The sequence below is a fragment of the Kitasatospora sp. NPDC054795 genome (assembly GCF_053611565.1).
Map to the genome: position 1 here is coordinate 1 of NZ_JBSHAP010000020.1, position 15493 is coordinate 15493.

The 15493-nt window shown below is 74.1% G+C and carries 12 protein-coding genes; 6 read left to right on the forward strand and 6 right to left on the reverse strand.

Translation table 11 applies throughout. From position 1 onward, the window contains the following. Nucleotides 1-199: 199 nt before the first annotated feature. A complete protein-coding gene (locus ACWGJO_RS09940; RefSeq protein WP_452182970.1) occupies nucleotides 200-1171 on the forward strand; it encodes a GlxA family transcriptional regulator in 972 nt (323 codons plus the stop codon). Then, nucleotides 1171-1800: a DJ-1/PfpI family protein gene (locus ACWGJO_RS09945; protein WP_452182971.1), complete on the forward strand. Its 630-nt coding sequence runs from the start codon at nucleotides 1171-1173 to the stop codon at nucleotides 1798-1800. Before ACWGJO_RS09940 ends, ACWGJO_RS09945 begins: the two co-directional genes overlap by 1 nt. On the opposite strand, the gene ACWGJO_RS09950 is transcribed toward ACWGJO_RS09945, so the two are convergent. Together ACWGJO_RS09950 and ACWGJO_RS09955 are read right to left on the reverse strand one after the other, a co-directional pair. Next, nucleotides 1778-3001, reverse strand: coding sequence for an MFS transporter (locus tag ACWGJO_RS09950; protein ID WP_452182972.1), 1224 nt, complete (start codon nucleotides 2999-3001; stop codon nucleotides 1778-1780). The two genes, ACWGJO_RS09945 and ACWGJO_RS09950, sit on opposite strands and share 23 nt — an antisense overlap. A gap of 108 nt (nucleotides 3002-3109) precedes the next feature. After that, nucleotides 3110-4804 (reverse strand): chitinase, encoded by a 1695-nt coding sequence (locus tag ACWGJO_RS09955; protein ID WP_452182973.1) that lies wholly within the window; start codon nucleotides 4802-4804, stop codon nucleotides 3110-3112. A gap of 200 nt (nucleotides 4805-5004) precedes the next feature. Between ACWGJO_RS09955 and ACWGJO_RS09960 the strand changes: the two genes are divergently transcribed. Then, nucleotides 5005-8226, forward strand: a complete 3222-nt coding sequence (locus tag ACWGJO_RS09960; protein ID WP_452182974.1) for a S41 family peptidase — start codon at nucleotides 5005-5007, stop codon at nucleotides 8224-8226. A gap of 9 nt (nucleotides 8227-8235) precedes the next feature. On the opposite strand, the gene ACWGJO_RS09965 is transcribed toward ACWGJO_RS09960, so the two are convergent. After that, nucleotides 8236-8448, reverse strand: coding sequence for a hypothetical protein (locus ACWGJO_RS09965; protein WP_359901784.1), 213 nt, complete (start codon nucleotides 8446-8448; stop codon nucleotides 8236-8238). Between the two features lie 188 nt (nucleotides 8449-8636). Here ACWGJO_RS09965 and ACWGJO_RS09970 point away from each other — a divergent pair, with 188 nt between their 5' ends. The 3 genes from ACWGJO_RS09970 (at nucleotide 8637) to ACWGJO_RS09980 (ending at nucleotide 11222) form a co-directional block, all read left to right on the forward strand. Continuing rightward, entirely contained in the window at nucleotides 8637-9443 is an 807-nt protein-coding gene (locus ACWGJO_RS09970) for a phosphoribosyl-dephospho-CoA transferase MdcG domain-containing protein (RefSeq protein WP_452182975.1), read from the forward strand. Nucleotides 9444-9562: 119 nt separating this feature from the next. Next, the gene (locus ACWGJO_RS09975) at nucleotides 9563-10102 is read left to right on the forward strand and encodes a carboxymuconolactone decarboxylase family protein (RefSeq protein WP_359901790.1); all 540 of its coding nucleotides are present in this window, start codon (nucleotides 9563-9565) and stop codon (nucleotides 10100-10102) included. Nucleotides 10103-10238: 136 nt separating this feature from the next. After that, complete coding sequence (locus ACWGJO_RS09980) at nucleotides 10239-11222, forward strand: hypothetical protein (RefSeq protein ID WP_452182976.1); 984 nt, start codon at nucleotides 10239-10241, stop codon at nucleotides 11220-11222. Nucleotides 11223-11304: 82 nt separating this feature from the next. Here ACWGJO_RS09980 and ACWGJO_RS09985 read toward each other — a convergent pair whose 3' ends face one another. From ACWGJO_RS09985 to snpA, 3 genes are all read right to left on the reverse strand, one after another. Further along, entirely contained in the window at nucleotides 11305-13383 is a 2079-nt protein-coding gene (locus ACWGJO_RS09985; protein ID WP_452182977.1) for a phosphocholine-specific phospholipase C, read from the reverse strand. Nucleotides 13384-13562: 179 nt separating this feature from the next. Continuing rightward, complete coding sequence (locus ACWGJO_RS09990; RefSeq protein ID WP_387691807.1) at nucleotides 13563-14222, reverse strand: pentapeptide repeat-containing protein; 660 nt, start codon at nucleotides 14220-14222, stop codon at nucleotides 13563-13565. A gap of 236 nt (nucleotides 14223-14458) precedes the next feature. Beyond that, nucleotides 14459-15082 (reverse strand): snapalysin, encoded by a 624-nt coding sequence (gene snpA, locus ACWGJO_RS09995; RefSeq protein WP_359901799.1) that lies wholly within the window; start codon nucleotides 15080-15082, stop codon nucleotides 14459-14461. Between the last annotated feature and the right edge of the window lie 411 nt (nucleotides 15083-15493).

A 15493-nucleotide genomic window follows, 5' to 3' on the forward strand; every position in this document is an offset into this window, starting at 1 on the left:
CGCACAGACAGCCGGAAGGCCCTTAGCGAGAGCGAAGGGCCTTCCGGCGTTTCCGCGTCCGCCCGCGCGGTTCCCGATCTCGCCCCCGCGACTCCCGCCTGCGCCCCCGCGGTTTCCCCTCTCCGCCCGCGCGACGGATGGCAGGAAAGGTGGGAAGCAGGTCATTGCTGCCACCGCCCCCCGTTGGGAGGCTGGTCGCATGAGAGCGCGCAGCGTGGTCATCGTCCTCTTCGAGGGCGTGCAGAGCCTGGACGTGACCGGCCCTCTGGAGGTGTTCGCGGGTGCGGGCACGGCCTGCGGGCAACCGGACGCATACCGGGTGACCACCGCCTCCCCCGGCGGCGGTCCGGTGCGCAGCCACAGCGGACTGCGGCTGCTGCCGGACGCGGACCTGGCCGAGGTCGGGCCGGTGCACACCCTGGTGGTTCCCGGCGGGGAGGGCACCCGGCTCGTGGACCCGGCCCTGGTGGCACGGATCCGGGAGCTGGCCGGACGGGCCGAGCGGGTGGTGTCGGTGTGCACCGGCGCCTTCCTGCTCGCCGAGGCCGGACTGCTGGCCGGGCGCCGGGCGACCACCCACTGGGCCTACGGCGGGGAACTGGCCCGGCGGTTCCCGGACGTCGAGGTGGACCCGGACCCGATCCACGTCCGGGACGGAAGGATCGCCACCTCGGCCGGGGTCACCGCCGGGATCGACCTGGCGCTGGCCCTGGTGGAGGAGGACCTCGGGCGCGAAACGGCCCTGCTGGTCGCCCGCCACCTGGTGGTCTTCCTGCGCCGGCCGGGCAACCAGGCCCAGTTCAGCACCCAGCTGGCCGCCCAGGTGGCGGCCCGGCAGCCGCTGCGCGAGGTGCAGCGGTGGATCGCCGAGCACCCGGAGGCCGACCTCTCGGTCGAGGCGTTGGCCGGCCGGGCGGCGCTGTCGCCGCGGCACTTCGCCCGGGCCTTCGCCGCCGAGGTGGGGGTGACCCCCGGCCGGTACGTGGACGGGGTCCGGCTGGAGGCCGCCCGGCGGCTGCTGGAGGACACCGACGACGGCATCGAGGAGATCGCGCGCTCCTGCGGCTACGGCACCCCGGAGGCGATGCGGCGCGCCTTCGTCAGGGCCCTGGCCGCCCCGCCCGCCGAGTACCGACGCCGCTTCCGACCCGAACCCACCGGAGGTCACTGATGCGCATCGCCATCCTGCTCTACCCCGAGTTCACCACCCTGGACGCGGTCGGCCCGTACGAGGTGCTGTCCCGGATCCCCGGCGCCGAGGTGGTGTTCACCGCCGCCGAGCGGGGGCCGGTGCGCAACGATGTCGGCAGCCTGGCGCTCGTCGCGGACGCCGCCCTGGACGAGGTGGACTCGGCCGACCTGCTGCTGGTGCCCGGCGGGCCCGGGACGGAGGCCCGGCTGACGGACCGGGCCGTGCTCGACTGGGTGCGCCGGGTGGACGCGACCACCACCTGGACCACCTCGGTCTGCTCCGGTTCGCTGATCCTGGGCGCCGCCGGGCTGCTCAAGGGCCGCCGGGCCACCAGCCACTGGGGCGTCCTGGACCGGCTGCCCCACTACGGGGCGGAGCCGACCGGGACGGAGCGGGTCGTCATCGACGGCAAGTACGCCGTCGCCGCCGGGGTCTCGGCCGGGATCGACCTCGCCCTGACGCTGGCCGGCGTGATCAGCGGGGACACGACCGCGCAGGCGATCCAGCTGCTGATCGAGTACGATCCGCAGCCGCCGTACGCGTCGGGCTCCATGGCGAAGGCGTCCCCCGAGGTGGTCGAGGCGGTCAACCGGCTGATGGTGCGCTAGGGCCGGAGACCGCGCCCCGCCGGGGCGGGAAGGCGTGGCGGCGGGCGGCGGTGGCCATGGCGAGGACGGGGAGCATCAGCGCGAGCACCGTCCAGGGCAGGGCGCCGGTGCCCAGGCCGCTCAGGACCAGGCCGCCGACCACGCCGCCGCCCGCCATCGCCGCGTTCCACAGGGTCACCAGGACGGCCTGGGCGGCGTCCGCCCGCTCCCCGCCCGCGTCGCCGAGCGCGGTCTGGAGCAGGGTCGGGACGCCGCCCCAGCCCAGGCCCCAGAACAGCGCCGCGACGTACACCGGCGGCGCGCTGCCGGACCGCACCGCGAGGACGGCCGCCGTCAGCGCGACCAGCAGCGCGGCGCCGATCGTCAGCTGCCGCAGCCGGCGGTGGATGTGCGCGCCGATCAGCCAGACGCTCGCCAGCGAGGCCAGCCCGAAGACCAGCAGCACGGTGCCGGTGGCACCGCCGAGTCCGGCCCGGTCCAGGAAGGGCGCGATGTAGGTGAACAGGATGGTGTGCGCGAGCACGAAGAGCACCGTCACGGTGAGCACCGGCCGCACGCCGGGCACGGCGAGAGCCTCGCGGACCGGTGCCCGCTCACCGGCCGGCTGCCCGGGCTGGTCCGGCAGCAGCGCCGCGATCCAGCCGATCACGCCGACCGCCAGTGCCGTCATGGCCAGGAAGGGCACCCACCAGGCGAGCACCTGCCCCAGGAAAGTGCCGACCGGCACTCCCAGCGACAGCGCGACCGGCACGCCCGCCATCGCCACCGCCATGGCCCGGCCCTGCTGCTCGACCGGCACCAGCCGGCGCGCGTACCCCGCGAGCAGGGCCCAGGCCAGGCCGGCCGCGACGCCCGCGAGGAAGCGGGCGGCCAGCGTGAGCGGGTAGCTGGTGGAGACCGCGGTGACGGTGTTGGCGACCGCGAAGCCCGCCATCGCGGAGAGCAGCAGCCGCTTGCGGCCCCAGCCGGCGGTGGCCGCGCTGAGCGGGATCGCGGTGACGGCGGAGCCGATCGCGTAGACGGTGACGGTCTGCCCGGCCGCAGACTCGCCGACCCCGAGCGCCTCGCTCATCCCGGGCAGCACGCCGGCGGGCAGGTTCTCGGTGAGACCGGTGACGAAGACGGCGGTGGCCAGGGCGAGCAGGGCGGACAGGGGAAAGGGCTTGCGGGGTACCGGGGTTGTGAGCTGTGTGGTCGCCATGGGGCCATGCTCGGACCTCACACCGGTGTCAGGTTCAAGCATGGCCCCGAAGGCGTCGGCCCGCGGGGCGTCCGGCCCGCGGAACGTCTGAATTACCGGGCGTCCGGGTCAGCGCCCGAAGTAGCCGTTGAAGTTCTTGGAGAACTCCTGGCCGCCGAACCGGTCCCAGTTGATCGACCAGGTCATCAGCCCGCGCAGGTTCGGCTGCGCGCCCGAACGCGGCACGTACGTCCCGCAGTTGGCCAGCTTGGTCAGGCAGTCGAGCGCCTTGTTCACCTCGGCCGGGGCGACGTAGCCGTTGCCCGCGTTGGTGGTGGCCGGCATGCCGATGGCGACCTTGGAGGCGGGCAGCGCCGGGAACACGTTGCTGGTGTTGCCCGCCACCGGGAAGCCCTTGAGCAGCATGTCGGTCATCGCGACATGGAAGTCGGCGCCGCCCATCGAGTGGTACTGGTTGTCCAGGCCCATGATGGAGCCGGAGTTGTAGTCCTGGACGTGCAGCAGGGTGAGGTCGTCGCGCAGCGCGTGGATGACCGGCAGGTACGCCCCGGCCCGCGGGTCCTGGCCGCCCCAGGGGCCCGATCCGTAGTACTGGTAGCCGAGTTGGACGAAGAAGGTCTCCGGCGCCATGGTCAGCACGAAGCCCGGGCCGTACTTGGCCTTGAGGGTCTTCAGCGCGGAGATCAGGTTGACGATGACCGGGCTGGTCGGGTTCTTGAAGTCGGTGTCACCGGTGTTGAGGGAGAGCGAGTGCCCCTCGAAGTCGATGTCCAGGCCGTCCAGGCCCCACTTGTCGATGATCGCCGAGACGGAGCTGACGAAGGTGTCCCGGGCGGCGGTGCTGGTCAGCTGGACCTGGCCGTTCTGGCCGCCGATCGAGATCAGCACCTTCTTGCCCTGGGCCCGCTTGGCGGCGATGGCGGCCTTGAACTCGTCGTCCGACTCGACGCCCGGGCACTCGGTGGCCGGGCAGCGGTTGAAGCGGATGTCGCCGGAGGTGACGGAGGTGGGCTCGCCGAAGGAGAGGTTGATGAAGTCCCAGGAGTTCGGGACGTCGGCCATCCGGGTGTAGCCGGCGCCGTTGGCGAAGCTCGCGTGCAGGTAGCCGACCAGGGTGTGGCTGCCGGCGGGCGGGCTGGTGGGCGTGCCCGTGGGGGTCCCGGTCGGGGTTCCGGTGGGCGTTCCGGTCGGGGTGCCCGTCGGCGTCCCGGTCGGGGTCGCGGTCGGCGAGGCGGTCGCGGTGGGTGTCGGCGTGGGCGTCGGGCTGGGCGCGCCCGGGCCGTCCAGCGAGATGTCGTCCGCGTAGTAGGTGCCCTGGCCGTACCAGCCGTGGGTGTAGACGGTGGCGCTGGTCTGGCTCGCGCCGGTGGTGAAGCTGAGGCTGAGCTTCTGGTACGCGCCGCCGGTGCCGGGCGTCCAGGTGCTCGGGCCGCCGCCGTCCACACCCAGGTAGACGTACGAGCCGTTGACGAAGGCGCTGAGCGTGTAGGTGGTGTTCGGGGCGACGGTGACGGTCTGGCCGCACTGGGCGGTGTCGCCGGCCGTGGCGGCCGCGGCGAGCGCGCGGCTGCCGCCGTGCACCGGGCCGGTGACGACGCTGCCGGAGTTGCCGGTGCAGCTCCAGGGGCCGAGCGAGCCGGACTCGAAGCCGCCGTTGGCCAGGAACTCGCCGGCCGAGGCGGCGGGGGCCAGGCCCAGTGTGGCGCCGACCAGGGCGGCTGCGGCGACGGCGGAGGCGGTACCGGCGGCGACGGCCGCGCGGCGGCTCGTGACCGGGGTTCCGGGGACGGGTGTTCTGCGCATGCGGGCGCTCCTGCGATGGCGCGGTCGTGGGGGACGTCCGAGGGCACGCCGGAGCACGCGCCAGTGGGGGGAACGGCCCGGCCTGGCACCCAAGTTGGACTAGACCACTGAAGTGGATTCGACCGGGCGGTGTCAATGGTCCAGACCGGTTCCCGGCTTCTCCGGTTGCCGGGGGTGACACCCCGTCGAAGGATGGAGGGGTGACCCCGCCCGGCTACCTCCGCCACCCCCACCTGCACGACGGCCTGCTCACCTTCACCGCCGAGGACGACGTCTGGATCGCCCCGCTGGACGCCGAAGGCGCCGGCACCGGCCGGGCCTGGCGGGTCGGCTGCGACCGCACCAGGGTCAGCGACCCCCGCATCTCCCCCGACGGCACCACCCTCGCCTGGACCAGCTGGCTCGGCCTCACCCCCGAGGTGTGGACCGCCCCGGTCGACGGCGGCCGGGCGCGCCGGCTCAGCTTCTGGGGCAGCCAGGACACCCGGGTGCGCGGCTGGCTGCCGGACGGCGAGATCCTGGCCGTCACCTCCTACCACGAGCCCTTCGGCCACTACACCTGGGCGCACGCCCTGCCACCGGACGGCTCCCCCGGCCGCCGGATGCCCTGGGGACCGGTCGGCGACGCCCAGATGAGCCACGAACGGACCGTGCTGCTCACCGGCGCCGCCCCGCACGCGCCCGCCGCCTGGAAGCGCTACCGGGGCGGCGCCACCGGCCGGCTCTGGGTGGACGGCGAGCGGATCCTGCCCGAGCACACCGGGCACCTCGCCGCCCCCATGCCGGTCGCCGGCCGGATCGCCTTCCTCTCCGACCACGAGGGCATCGGCAACCTCTACTCCTGCCGCCCCGACGGCACCGACCTGCGCCGCCACACCGACCACGCCTCCTACTACGCCCGCGAGGCCGCCACCGACGGCACCCGGATCGTCTACCAGCACGCCGGCGACCTCTGGCTGCTGGACGGCCTGGACGCCCCCGCCCCACGCCGGCTGCACGTCCCGCTCGGCGGCGCCCGGGCCGGCCGCCGCCCCTACCAGGTCGGCGCCGCGAGCCAGGTCAAGGACCTCGCCTGCGACCAGACCGGCCGGGCCGGGGTGATCACCGTGCGCGGCAGCCAGTACTGGCTCACCCACAAGGACGGCCCGGCCCGCGCGCTCGCCGACACCCCCGGGGTGCGCACCCGGCTGCCGGTGGTACTCGGACACACCGGCGAGGCGGCCTGGATCACCGACGCCGAGGGCGCCGACGCGATCGAGGTGATGCCGCTGCCCGGCCACGCCGAACCGCCGGGCCACGCCGGGCCGCGGAAGCACCGCCACCGGGTGCTCGCCGCCGGACGGATCGGCCGCGTCCTGGAGCTCACCGCCTCCCCCGACGGCAGCCGGCTCGCCGCCACCACCTCGGACGGACGACTGCTGCTGGTCGGCGCCGCCGACGGCGAGGTGCGCGAACTGGCCGCCTCCGGCTACGGGCCGGTCTCCAGCGCCCGTTTCTCCCCCGACTCGCACTGGATCGCCTGGTCCGAGCCGGTCGCCGGGCGTTCACTGCGCCGCATCCGGCTCACCCGCACCGACGCGCCCTCCTCGACCACCGACGTCACCGACGGCCGGTTCGAGGACGAGCAGCCGGTGTTCACCCGGGACGGCCGCTACCTGGCCTTCCTGTCCTGGCGCGGCTTCGACCCGGTCCACGACGTGCACACCGGCGACCTCTCCTTCCCGCTCGGCTGCCGCCCGTACCTCGTCCCGCTCGCCGCCGACACCCCCTCGCCGTTCTCCGCCCCGGCCGAGGACGGCGCCCCGCACCACGACGGCGACGGCACCGTCCGGGTCGACCCGGACGGCATCGGCGAGCGGCTGCTCCAGTTCCCGGTGATCGCCTCCAAGTACTCGGCCACCGACGCGGTGCGCGGCGGCCTGGTCTGGCTGCGCTGGCCGATCTCCGGCACCCTCGGCCAGACCTTCGCCAGCCCGGATGACACCTCGGGCCGCCCCTCGCTGGAGCACTTCGACCTGGCCCGGGGCACCCGCAGCACCGTGGTCGACAAGCTGGACGGCTACGCGGTCTCCGGGGACGGCGGCTCCATCGCGGTCTACTCGGCCGGGACGCTGCGGGTGATCCCGGTCGGCGCCCCCTCCGCCGGGACCACCGTCGACCTGCGCCGGATCACCCACACCGTGCACCCGGCCGCCGAGTGGCGCCAGGCCTACCACGAGGCGGCCCGGATCGTCCGGGACCAGTTCTGGGACGAGCGGATGTCCGGCCTGGACTGGCCCGCGCTGGTCGCCCAGTACGAGCCGCTGCTGGACCGGGTCTGCTCCCCCGACGACTTCGCCGACCTGCTGCGCGAACTCCTCGGCGAACTCGGCACCTCGCACGCCTACGTCACCCCGTCCCGCCGCGCCGAGGGCCCCACCCTCGCCCAGCAGCCGCTCGGCCTGCTCGGCGCCAACGCCCGCCACGCCCCCGACGGCCGCTGGCTGGTCGACCGGGTGCTGCCCGGCGAGACCTCCGACCCGCGCGCCCGCGCCCCACTGGCCGCCCAGGGCGTCCGGGACGGCGACGAGTTCCTGGAGATCGGCGGCCGCCCGGTGGACCCGCTGCGCGGACCGCTGCCGCTGCTGGCCGGCACCGGCGGCAGCACGCTCGAACTGGCCCTGCGCAGCGGCCCGGACGGCCCGGTGCGGCGGATCGTGATCACCCCGCTGACCGACGAGCGGCCCATCCGCTACCAGGACTGGGTGACCAGACGACGCGCCCTGGTGCGGGAGTTCAGCGACGGACGGTGCGGCTACCTGCACATCCCGGACCTCGGCGGCTCCGGCTGGGCACAGTTCAACCGGGACCTGCGGCGCGAGCTGGACAAGCCCGCGCTGGTCCTGGACGTCCGCGGCAACGCCGGCGGCAACGTCTCCGAACTGGTGCTGGAGAAACTCTCCCGGCCCGTCCTGGCCTGGGACTTCAGCCGGGACCGCCGACCGGTGCGCTGGCCCCGCCACGCACCGCGCGGACCGCTGGTGGCACTGGCCGACGAGGCCACCAGCTCGGACGGCGACGTGATCATCGCGGCGATCAAGCTGCTCGGGCTCGGCCCGGTGATCGGCACCCGCACCTGGGGCGGGGTGGTCGGGATGAGCGGGCGCCACACCCTCGGCGACGGCACCCAGATCTCGGTGCCGAAGAACGCCTCCTGGTTCGGCGGCGGGCTGGGCTGGTCGGTGGAGAACCGGGGCGTCGAGCCGGACGTGCACGTGCTGCGCACCCCGCGCGACTGGGCCCGGGGGCGCCATCCGGAGCTGGTCGCGGCCGTCCAGCTGGCCCTGGAGCTGCTGGAGGACGCGCCCGCCGCGGCGCCCCCGCCGGAGTCCACGCCCCGGCCGGACCTGCGGCGACCGCCGCTGCCGCCGCGTGCGGGGTGATCCCCGGGCTCAGCCCCAGGGGTCGCCCTCGGCGGTCATGTTCTCGGCGGCGCGCCGGTCGTCCTCCTCCTGGGCGAGCCGTTCCTGCTGCTCCCGGGTCCGCTCGACGTCGTTGCCGTACGCGTCGGCGGCCTCGTCGTGGGCGAGGGCGGCGCGCTGGGCGGCCTCCTGCCCGGTGGACTCGTGCTGCGGCCGGTGGAACAACCTGTCGAAGATGCCCATGACTCCTCCAAACGGGGTGGACGGGAGGTCGGAAGACCGGGCTGCCCCCACTCTCACACCGGGTGCCCACGGGCGCACCTTGAGCCTTTGGTCCCTGGTGGACGCGCCCAAGGACCGTAGCCGCGGGCCCCCGGCCGGGCGCAGATTGGGGCCGTCGGCGAAATCGACGCCACCCTCTGGAGCCCGCTGTGACCGTCGCACATCCCGGAAGCCACGCCCGGCGCACCGCCGAGGACCCGCACGACGGACCGCGCCGGCGGGTCGGCCCGCTGGCCGCGCTGGACGGCCGGCTGCCCGGCGCGCACGACCTGCTGCTGATGCAGTGCCCCAGCTCACTGCGGCCCCTCGCCGGCGGCGAGCTGCCGCCGTGGGCGCGGGCGGTACTGCGGGCGCACCCCTGGGTGACGGTCGGCCGGGCACCCGCCGTGGTCGGCAACCCGGTGGACCTCCCGCACCCGCAGCGCTGCACCCGGGACCCGGAGGCGGCGCCCGAACTGTGGTTCCCGGTCACCGTGCGCGGCCCGCGCCCCGGACAGCGGATGGACGCGCTGGCCCCCTGGGCGGCGGTGGCCCGGACGCTGCGGCCCGAGCAGCTCGTCGAACGGCGTGAACGGCTGGCCCCCGAACGGCTGGCCGGCATCCCGGCGCTGGCCCTGCTGCCGGAGGTCGGCCGGCTGGTGGCGGACCACCGGCTGCCCTGGGGCCCGATCGGCGCGGTCGGCTACGAGCTGGGCAGCGGGGTTCCGGTGAGCGGACCGCTCAGCCCGCTGCGGCTGGTGCTGCGCTGCCCCCAGCCGATCAGCCGGCGCGACGCCCTGCAGCTGCGGCGGGCGCTGACCAAGCTGCCGGTCCCCGTGCAGGCCGAGCTGGAGACCCGGCACGGCTCGGTCCAGCTGGCCGAGTACGCCTCCGGCACCCACAGCCTCACCCTGCTCACCCCGGACGGCCCCCGCGAGGTCCGTGACCCGTGGTTCCCCCGGGGCCCGTTCGTCTGAGCGGCCGGACCGGTCGGGCGGCTCCCGCCGGGGCCGGGGCAATCTCGGAGTTGGCGCGAGGACCCGGCACCCGCGACGATGGAGCGTCCTCCGACCGTCCCGGACAAGGGAGTTGCCCCGTGCCGCACATCACCATCGACAACGGACAGCCGGGAATCAGCGGGCTGCTGGCGCTGCGCCCGGACACCGCGGCCCCGCTGGGGATGCTCGCCAACGCGCTGCTGCGGGACCCGGCCCCGATGAGCCGGGGCGAGCGCGAGCTGGTCGCCGCCTACGTCTCCCGGCTCAACGGCACCCGCTTCTGCGAGGGCTCCCACAGCGCCTTCGCCGCGGCGCAGTTGGACGGCGGCGAGGACCTGGTGAAGGCGGCCCTGACCGATCCCTCGGCCGCGCCGCTCACGGAGCGGATGCGGGCCCTGCTGCGGATCGCGGCGGAGGTGCAGAAGCAGGCCGCGCCGGTTTCGAAGGAGGCGGTGGCGGCCGCCCGCGCGGCCGGCGCCGGTGACACCGAGATCCACGACACCGTGCTGATCGCCGCCGCGTTCTGCATGTACAACCGGTACGTCGACGGTCTGGCCACCGACCTTCCCGAGGACCCGGGCTACTACGCCGAGGGCGCGAAGCGGATCGTCGACTCCGGCTACGCCCGCGGGAACTGAGCAGCGGGGGCCGGAGCACCGGGCGGCGCCGCCCGGTGACGTCTCGACAGGGCACGCCGGAAGAAGCGTCCGGCCGGTGGGACCGCCAGGATGTCAGCGCTCCAGCACCGGTCCCCTGTCGAAGAGAGACACTGCCATGAGCACTTTCGCCTCGGGTCGGCCGAACGCGCCGACCGAGCCCGCCCCGCGCCCCGCCGCCCTCCGCACCTCGCTGTTCGTCACCGGGGACTTCCCCCGGCGCCGCTGGCTCACCCTGCTGCTCAGCACCGTCGGTGGGCTCCTGCTCGCCTATGCCTGGAACGCGAAGCTGGTCGACGACGAGATCGGCTTCACCAGCGCCGACGCCCTGCTCGGACACGACGCCCACGGCACGCCGATCACCGGGGTGGTCTCCGGCATCCTGTTCGCGTTCGTCTCCGGACTGGCCGGTTCCTTCACCGCCTGCAACATCGCGGCCTTCGGCGCGGTCGGCCCACTGGTCGGACAGGCTCCGTCGCTGCGCGGCAGGTTTCTGCACGTGGCCCGGCCGCTGGGCTGGATCTTCGCGGGCATGGCACCGGTCTCCGCCGCCTACGGTGCCCTGGTCGGCCTCGTCGGCACCCACCTGCCGCAGTTCTCGACGGCCGCGAGCAAGGGCCTCACGCCCCGGTCGATCCAGTCGATGGCGACCTTCGGCCTGATCGGGCTCGTGATGATCGTGCTCGGGCTCGCCGCCGCCGGCCTGGTCCGGGACCCGCTCGCCGGCCTCTCCCGCCGTTTCCCGAACGCCCCGCTGGTGCTCGTCGGCGCGCTGATCGGCGGCTTCCTGGTGGGCCGGCCGTACCCGCTCTTCCGCGACCTGTTCCGGCACGCCGCCAACACCCACAACCCGCTCTACGGCGCCGGCGCGTTCCTCCTGCAGTCGATCGGCAACATCGCGGTGATGGCGCTGCTGTTCGTGCTGCTCACCTACGCGGCGGGCGGACGGCTGCGGCGCGTGCTGGCGGCCCGGCCCGCCCGGATCAGCGTGCTGACCGCCGCGGCCTTCCTGGTCGCCGGGGTCTTCACCGTCGTCTACTGGGACGTGCGGATCCTGGGCCGGCTCGGCTACATCTGGTTCCCGGCCTCCCCCTGGAGCTGAGGCCCGCCCTGCCGCGGGCCCCGGCCGCCCGGAGTGGGTGGTCGGGGCCAGCGCAGCGCGCCGCGCCCGGTGCGTTCGGCGGTCAGCCGGTGACGCTCGCCGCACCCGTCTCCAGGTGGCCGGTGAAGCGCTGGGACCAGCTGCTGTCGGCGTCCACCGTGATGGTGAAGTCGTACCAGCCGTTGTTGTACGCGACCGCGTTGAAGAAGTCGCCGACGCTGCCGCCGGCCGGGACCTGGTACGTCCAGGGGCCGTCCGTCCGGTAGTTGTTCGAGGCGATGGTGAAGGTCACCGCCGTGCTGCCGGAGTTGGCCAGCTCGAACCGGAGCGCGAGCTTCCCCGTCCCCGGCTCGACCGCGTACGAGGCGGTGACGGCCGCGTTCCTGCCCGCCTTGGTGAGGTCGCCGGTGAAGCGGCGCAGGAAGCGGTTCGGGCCGACGACGGTCAGGTCGTACTTGCCGTTGCCGAAGCCGTTGGTGCCGCAGTTGAAGAAGTCGGTGACGGGGCTGCCGGAGTCGACGGTGTACTGCCAGGGGCCGCCGCTGCGGTAGGCGTTGGCGTAGGCCGCGAAGTGGGAGGCCCGGGCGGCGCCGTCGTTGGACATCTTCACCCAGACGTGCATGACGCCGCCGGCGTCGGCGTCCCAGTGGTCCAGGTTGGCGTTCGGCTGGTACGGCAGGGCGCGCGCGGGCCGGGTGCCGGACTCCTGCACCGGCAGCTGGTTGTTCACCGGGGCCGGGTTGGGCAGCGGGCCGCAGGCGGACAGGCCGATGGTCTGCGAGGTGTCGGGCAGCGCGGGCAGGCCGTACACCGGGTGGGCGAAGTCGAACACGCTGGTCAGGTCGCCGCAGACGCGGCGGCGCCAGTCGCTGATGTTGGGACAGGCGGCGGGCTTGCCGAGGGCGGCCGTCCAGACCTCCAGGAAGCGCAGCACCGAGGTGTGGTCGAAGGTCTCGGAGTTGACCCAGCCGCCGCGGGTCCAGGGCGAGACGGCGATCAGCGGGACGCGGAAGCCGAGGCCGATGTTGGTGCCGTTGTAGAACTCGCCCGGGGTGCCGGCCGGGGCGGCCGGCGGCGGGACGTGGTCGAAGAAGCCGTCGTTCTCGTCGTAGTTGAGGAACAGCACGGTGGAGTTGAAGACGTTCGGGTCCGCGTTGAGCGCGTCGATCACCATGTGGACGAAGTGCGCGCCGTCGGCCGGGGTGGCGTACGGGTGTTCGGAGGAGGCCTGGTCGGCGACGATCCAGGAGACCTGCGGGAGGGTGCCGGCCAGCACGTCGGCCTTGATCGCGGCGGCGATGTCGTCCGGGGTCCTCCCGGTGACCTTGGGCACCGAGCCCATGCCCTTGACCGCCAGCGGGCTGCCGGCCGGGGCGCCGGTGAAGTTGGTGAAGTACGCCAGGGCGTTGTCGCCGTAGTTGTCGGCGGCGTTCTGGTAGACCTTCCAGCTGACGCCCGCCGTCTCCAGCGCCTCGGCGTAGGTCTGCCAGCGCAGGCCCTTCTCGTCGCCGCCGTCGTAGGCGGGGCCGCCCGCGGCGCCGGACGGGTCGATCTGGCCGGACCAGTGGTAGGTGCGGTTGGGGCCGGTCGCGCTCAGCACGGAGCAGTGGTAGGCGTCGCAGATGGTCCAGTTCTCGGCCAGCGCGTAGTGGAACGGGATGTCCTGGCGGGTCAGGAAGCCGAGCGTGCGGACGTTGCCCTTGGCGGCGACCCAGGAGTCCAGCTTCCCGCCGTTCCAGGCCTTGTGCTGGTCGGACCAGCCGTGGCTGAGGTCCCCGTTGCACTGGGCGAGGCGCTCGGGGTCGGCGCCGCCGGCCGGCTTGGTCTGGCTGAACTGCCACGGGTACTGGCGGCCGAACAGGCCGTTGGGCTGGTTGAAGACGCTGTAGCCGCCGGATATCTGGATTGCGCTGCGGTCGGCGAAGCCGCGCACGCCGCGCAGTGTGCCGAAGTAGTGGTCGAAGCTGCGGTTCTCCTGCATCAGGATCACCACGTGCTGGGCGTCGGTGATGGTGCCGGTCGTGCCGAGCCCGGTGGTGGCGGCGGTCGCGGCCGTGCCGCCCGGGGCGGCCCCCGCGGCGGCACCGGTGCCGGCCACCGCGAGGCCCGCCGCGGCGGCACCGGACAGCGTGACGAACTTCCTACGACTCAACTCGGCCATCAGTCCGGCCCGTCCCTTCGCTGGCGATGTTGTGTACACAAGTCGGAGCTCACTCGATCGCGCAGCAGTCTCCACCGCGCGCGAAGCGGCCCACCAGATGCGTGCGGCAGGATTGGCGGACTGTTCGTCGGGGCGTCACCGAGCGACGCCCGGCTGAACGGGCGAAGGGGGCCGGGTGCTCAGCGGTCCTTGACCTCGATCCCCAGCGCGTGAGCGAACTGCGGTGCCAGCTCCATCAGTTGGGGGGAGCTGATGACCGCGCCGCGCAGCCCCTGGTGGCCGTCGGCCAGACCGAGCCGGACGGCGCCGCGCAGGTCCGTCCGGCTCAGCGTCGCGCCGCGCAGCCGGACCTCCTCCAGCGTCGAGCCGGGGAAGGACACCCCGGTCAGCTTCGCCCCGCCGAAGTCCACGTCGCGCAGCAGGCAGTCCTCGAACACGACGTCCCGCAGGACCGCCGAGCGCAGGTTGACCGCCTCCAGCTTGCAGCCCCGGAACACCACCCGGCGCAGCGCCGAGCCGTACCCGGCGACCCCGGCGAGCACCCCGCCCGCGAAGGAGCTGTCCTGCCACTCGGAGTCGCTCAGGTCGCAGGCGACCCAGCGGCCGGCCTGCACCCACACCTCGTTGAACCGGGCCTGGCGCAGCTTGACCCCGCTGAGCGCGACACCGGTGAAGGCGCACTCCAGGAAGGCCGCCCCGGCACCCGACTCGTCGGTGTGCTCGCCCCCGTCGAAGTGCGCGGTGTCGTACCGCTCGTCGCTGCGCAGCGGCCCGGTGTGCGGGCGCAGCAGCTCGGCGTACGGGAGGTCGGCGAGCCGGTCGGGGACGGCACGGGACATGGCGGTGGCTCCTGGCGGTCGGGGGGCGGAGGGGTCTCGCCCGCATGCTCGCACGCGGCACCGACAACACCCGGCAGCGACGACGCCCGGCGGCGACGACACCCGGTTCCGACGACACCCGGCTCCCGGCATCCGGCGACGCCCGGCAGCAGCGCCGGCCCGGACGCCTCCCCGACACGGCGGTGCCCCGGACCGGCCGCCTCGGCGCGGCCGGTCCGGGGCGTTCACCGCTCGCGTCAGCCGCGCACCCAGAGCGAGTTGACGCGGGTGCGCTCGGCGCTGTTCGGGTACGGGTTGGTGCAGGAGGTGCCGGGGCCGCCGCCCGACATCAGCTCGCTGCACGGACCGGAGTAGTGGTCCGGCAGGCCGAGCACGTGCCCGGTCTCGTGCGCCACCACGCGCACCGAGCTGTACTGCTGGTTCTGCTGGTAGTCGAGGAAGACGTAGCCGCGCCCGTGGCCGTCGGTGCTGGCGTAGGAGCCGCGGCTGTCGTTGCCCTCGTAGTAGCGGAAGTCGGCGGCCGAGCCGGACCGCAGCTGGACGTTGGCGACCGAACCGTTCCAGATCTGCGCGGCCTGGGATATCTGGTTGCGGAAGGACGGGGCGGAGCTGGCGTCGTAGGTGACGGTGACGGTCGCCAGGCCCGGGTTGGCGGCCTGCTTGGCCTTGGCGGAGGCCATCACGGCCTGGAAGAAGGCCTGGTTGTTCGCGGCCTCCGCGGCCGAGCCGGCGTACGTCGAGGCGGTGTAGCCCTGCACGGCCGGGGCGGCCGGGGCCGCGGCGGCGGCCGTGGTGGGCAGGACGGCGAGGCCGGCCGCGAGGGCGAGGCCGAGGGTGGCGGACAGCACGGATCGCTTCATGTGGGGGCTCCGATTCCTGAGGTGACGTGGCCGGTTGGGGGCCGGCCCGGGGGAACACCTGGTCAACGGGTGGTGTCCCCAGAGCTTCGGGCAACCCGGTGCGTGCGCGGATGATGCCAACCCGCGATAGCACCGTCCAATACCCCTGTGATGGAGCCGAATTGAGTTGTCTTTTCCTGACCTTGACTCAATCGTGCCCCTGGCATTCCGTTCCGGCGGCGGCTAGGCTCCCGTCCGGGGAAGTACCCGGTGCGGCGGGCCGCCCGATTCCGGCCGGGCGGCCCCCCGCGCCGAACCCCCCAGCGGGGCCCGGCAGTTGCGCGCCGCGGGGGCCGTATACCAGAGGGGGTGGAACCGGTCGCGTATACAAAACAGACGCAGCCAACGAACTAAGAGTGGAAGAGCTCGGGG

What these genes read in the sequence shown, in the direction of transcription:
- ACWGJO_RS09940 (WP_452182970.1), top strand. Translation starts at nt 200, where the DNA reads ATGAGAGCGCGCAGCGTGGTCATCGTCCTCTTCGAGGGCGTGCAGAGC.
- ACWGJO_RS09945 (WP_452182971.1), top strand. Translation starts at nt 1,171, where the DNA reads ATGCGCATCGCCATCCTGCTCTACCCCGAGTTCACCACCCTGGACGCG.
- ACWGJO_RS09950 (WP_452182972.1), bottom strand. Translation starts at nt 3,001, where the DNA reads ATGGCGACCACACAGCTCACAACCCCGGTACCCCGCAAGCCCTTTCCC.
- ACWGJO_RS09955 (WP_452182973.1), bottom strand. Translation starts at nt 4,804, where the DNA reads ATGCGCAGAACACCCGTCCCCGGAACCCCGGTCACGAGCCGCCGCGCG.
- ACWGJO_RS09965 (WP_359901784.1), bottom strand. Translation starts at nt 8,448, where the DNA reads ATGGGCATCTTCGACAGGTTGTTCCACCGGCCGCAGCACGAGTCCACC.
- ACWGJO_RS09980 (WP_452182976.1), top strand. Translation starts at nt 10,239, where the DNA reads ATGAGCACTTTCGCCTCGGGTCGGCCGAACGCGCCGACCGAGCCCGCC.
- ACWGJO_RS09985 (WP_452182977.1), bottom strand. Translation starts at nt 13,383, where the DNA reads ATGGCCGAGTTGAGTCGTAGGAAGTTCGTCACGCTGTCCGGTGCCGCC.
- ACWGJO_RS09990 (WP_387691807.1), bottom strand. Translation starts at nt 14,222, where the DNA reads ATGTCCCGTGCCGTCCCCGACCGGCTCGCCGACCTCCCGTACGCCGAG.
- snpA (WP_359901799.1), bottom strand. Translation starts at nt 15,082, where the DNA reads ATGAAGCGATCCGTGCTGTCCGCCACCCTCGGCCTCGCCCTCGCGGCC.